The sequence below is a fragment of the Micromonospora sp. NPDC023633 genome, from assembly GCF_040640035.1.
Taxonomy (GTDB): Bacteria; Actinomycetota; Actinomycetes; order Mycobacteriales; family Micromonosporaceae; genus Micromonospora.
The window spans coordinates 1-3,910 of the sequence record NZ_JBFABB010000247.1; the positions used below are offsets into that span (position 1 = coordinate 1).

Annotated in this window: 1 pseudogene; it reads right to left on the reverse strand. The window is 73.0% G+C overall.

The annotated features are described in order from the left end of the window. Positions 1 to 3,868: pseudogene (locus tag AB0G13_RS34290) on the reverse strand (beta-ketoacyl synthase N-terminal-like domain-containing protein); the annotation flags it as partial. Between the last annotated feature and the right edge of the window lie 42 nt (positions 3,869 to 3,910).

The window sequence follows — 3,910 nt, forward strand, 5'->3', positions numbered from 1 at the left end:
CACCCAACAACTCCGGCAAATCCACCAACCCACCCCACCGCAACGGCAACTCCAAACCCACCACCCGACCCAAACCCCACACCGCAGCACCCGCGACATCGGCCAACACGTCCGAGCCGCCGACCGACACCGCCCCGCGCGTCAGCCACCACAGCCGGCCCGTCCCACCGACCTCGGCCAGCGCCTGCACCACGGCCAGCGCCGTCGACACCTCGGCGGCGGCCGGGACCGCGGACGACTCCCGCGGATCGGCCAGCGACAGCAGGGACACCACGGCGGCGTCCCGGCCGTCGGATCCCATCGCCTCCCGCAGCAGCTGCGCCACCCGGTTCCGGTCCGCGCCGGCCGGGACCAGCACCGGGACCGCCCGGTCGGCCCGGGCGGCCAGGGCCGCCGCCACCGGGTGGTCCTCCTGCCCCGGCGCCATCAGCAGCAGCCAGGTGCCCGCCAACGTCGCGGACTCCGGCACGGCGGCCGTACGCCACGTCGCCCGGTACCGCCAGGAGTCGACGGCGACCCGCTGCTGCGTGGCCCGCCGCCACCGGGCGAGCTTGGGCAGCAGCGCCGTGGACGGCTCGTCCGCCTCCACCGCCAACTCGTCGCCCAGCACGGCGAGGTCACCGGACTCGACCGCCGCCCAGAACTGCTCGTCGGACGGGGCGTTGGCCCCCTCCGGAGCCGGGGCGGGCTGGGGATCCTCCAGCCAGTAGCGCTGCCGGTCGAAGGCGTAGGTGGGCAGCTCGACCACCCGCGGCCGGGCGCCGGCCTGGTGGAGGTACGCGGCCCAGTCGACGGGCACGCCGGCAGCCCAGAGCTGCCCGACGGCGGCGGTGAGGGTGGTGACGTCGGACTGGTTGCGGCGCAGCGTGGCGACGTACCGCACGTCGTCGGCGGCTTCCGCCTCGGCTGCCATGGCGGTCAGTACGGCGTCCGGGCCGACCTCCAGGAACGTGTCGACCCCCTGCTCCCGCAACGCCGCCACACCATCGGCGAACCGCACCGGCTGCCGCACATGCCGCACCCAGTACTCCGGCTCCACCAACTCCAACGCATCCGCCACCGCACCGGTCACATTCGACACCACCGGAACCCGCGGCACCCGCCAATCCAGCCCCGCCACCACCGACCGGAACTCGTCCAGCATCGGCTCCATCAACCGCGAGTGGAACGCGTGACTGACCGACAACTCCTTGACCCGCCACCCCCGCTCACGGCTGGCGGCCACCACCAACGCGACCTCGTTCGCGGCACCCGACACCACCACCGACGCCGGACCATTCACCGCCGCCACGTCCACCGCCGCACCCGACGCCTCGATGACCTCCCGCACCGCATCCTCGGCCGCGCCGACCGCCGCCATCACCCCACCGGACGGCAACGCCTGCATCAACCGACCCCGCGCCGCCACCAACACACACGCATCCGCCAGGGACACCATCCCCGCCACATACGCCGCGGTCACCTCACCGATCGAATGACCCGCGAGGTAGTCCGCCCGCACACCCCACGACGCAAGCAGCTCCCACAACGCCACCTCCACCGCGAAAAGACCGGCCTGCGCGAACACGGTCTGGTCCAGCAGAGCCCCGTCGGCGGAGCCCGCCTCGGCGAACACCACCTCCCGCAACGGACGCGGCAGATGCGCATCGATCTCGGCGCACACCCCGTCGAAAGCCGAAGCAAAGACAGGGAACGTGTCGTACAGCTCCCGCCCCATCCCGACGCGCTGCGAACCCTGACCCGTGAACAACACCGCCCGACGACCCGCCGACACCACACCCGACACCGACGACCGCCCCTCGGCCACCACCGACAGACCCGCCGTCAGTTCCTCGACCGAGCCACCCCACACCACCGCACGGTGCTCCAACGCCGCCCGCGTCGTCGCCAACGACCACGACACATCCACCGGCGACACGGACCGACCCGACACGAACGACGCCAACCGCGCCGCCTGACCCGCCACACCCCGCTCAGAGCGCCCCGACACCAACCACGGCACCGGCAACCCCACGCCTCCCGCAGAGGCTGACGCCGGAACCGGCTCCGCGTCCCCCGAGCCGGTCCGGCCGGTTTCGCCGCGCGTCTCCGCAGCCGAAGCGGCCACGGGCTCCACCGCCGCAGCCACCGCCTCGCCCGCCGACGCCGCCACAGGCTCCGGCTCCGGCTGCTCGATGATCACGTGCGCGTTCGTGCCGGAGATGCCGAACGACGACACGCCCGCCCGACGCGGACGCCCCACCCCCGGCCACGCCCGCGACTCGGTCACCAACTCCACCGCACCCGACGACCAGTCCACATGCGACGACGGCGCGTCGACGTGCAACGTCGCCGGGACCACACCCGCCCGCATCGCCAAGATCATCTTGATGATCCCCGCCACCCCGGCAGCCGCCTGCGTGTGACCGATGTTCGACTTCACCGACCCCAACAACAACGGCACATCCCGACCCTGCCCGTACGTCGCCAGCAGGGCCTGCGCCTCGATCGGGTCACCCAGCGTCGTGCCCGTACCGTGCGCCTCCACCACGTCCACGTCGGCCGCCGACAGACCCGCCGACGCCAACGCCTGCCGGATCACCCGCTGCTGCGACGGACCATTCGGCGCCGTCAAACCATTCGACGCGCCGTCCTGGTTCACGGCGCTGCCGCGCACCACCGCCAGGACCCGACGACCGTCACGCCGCGCGTCCGACAACCGCTGCACCACCAGCACGCCCACGCCCTCGGACCAGCCGGTCCCGTCCGCCGCGTCCGAGAACGACTTGCAGCGGCCGTCGGCGGACAGGCCGCCCTGGATCGAGAACTCGGCGAACGTGGCCGGTGAGGCCATCACGGTGACGCCGCCGGCCAGGGCGAGATCGCACTCCCCGGACCGCAGGGCCTGCGCCGCCAGGTGCAGCGCCACCAGCGACGACGAACACGCCGTGTCGACCGTGACCGCCGGCCCCTCGAAGCCGAACGAGTACGCCACCCGGCCCGACAACACGCTGGTCGCGTTGCCGGTGAGCAGGTGGCCGCCGACCTCCTGGGCACGACCCACCGATCCGCTGGCGTACCCCTGGAAGCTGGCGCCGGCGAAGACGCCGACCGCGCCGCCCCTCAGGCTGGTCGGGTCGATGCCCGCCGACTCGACCGCCTCCCACGACGTCTCCAACAGCAGCCGCTGCTGCGGGTCCATCGCCAGCGCCTCGCGGGGCGAGATGCCGAAGAACTCGGCGTCGAACTCACCGGCGTCGTAGACGAAGCCGCCCCTGCGGACGAAGGACGTGTCGGACAGGCCGCTGCTGAGGAAGCTGTCCCAGCCCCGGTCGAGGGGGAACTCGGAGATGCCGTCGCGCCCCGCGGAGAGCAGTTGCCACAGCTCGTCCGGAGTTCCGACGCCACCCGGAAGGCGGCAGCCCATTCCGACGATCACGATCGGGTCGTCGTCCACTGCGGCGACCCTGCGGTCGGCCGGCGCGTCGCCCGAGGCGCCGAGCACCGTCTCCCGGATGAAGACGACCAGGGCGGCCGGCGTCGGGTGGTCGAAGACGAGGGTGGAGGGCAGTGCGAGACCCGTTTCGGCGGTCAGCCGGTTACGCAGCTCGACGGCGGTGAGCGAGTCGAAGCCGAGGCGCTGGAACGCCCGGTCCGGCGGCACCGCCTCCACGGTGGCATGGCCGAGCACCGCGGCGACCTGGGAGCGTACGAGGTCCAGGAGGGACGCCTCGACCTCCGGCGGCGTCAGGGCCGCCAGCCGGTCGCGGAGTGCGGAGGCCTGGTCGGCGGGGCCGGCTTCGGTGCGGGCCGCGGCCTCGATCGCCGCCTGCGCTTCGGGGATGTCGGTGAACAGGCGAGACGGACGCAACGCCGTGAACGACGGCACGAACCGATCCCACCGCACATCCGCCACCACCACCTGCGCCTC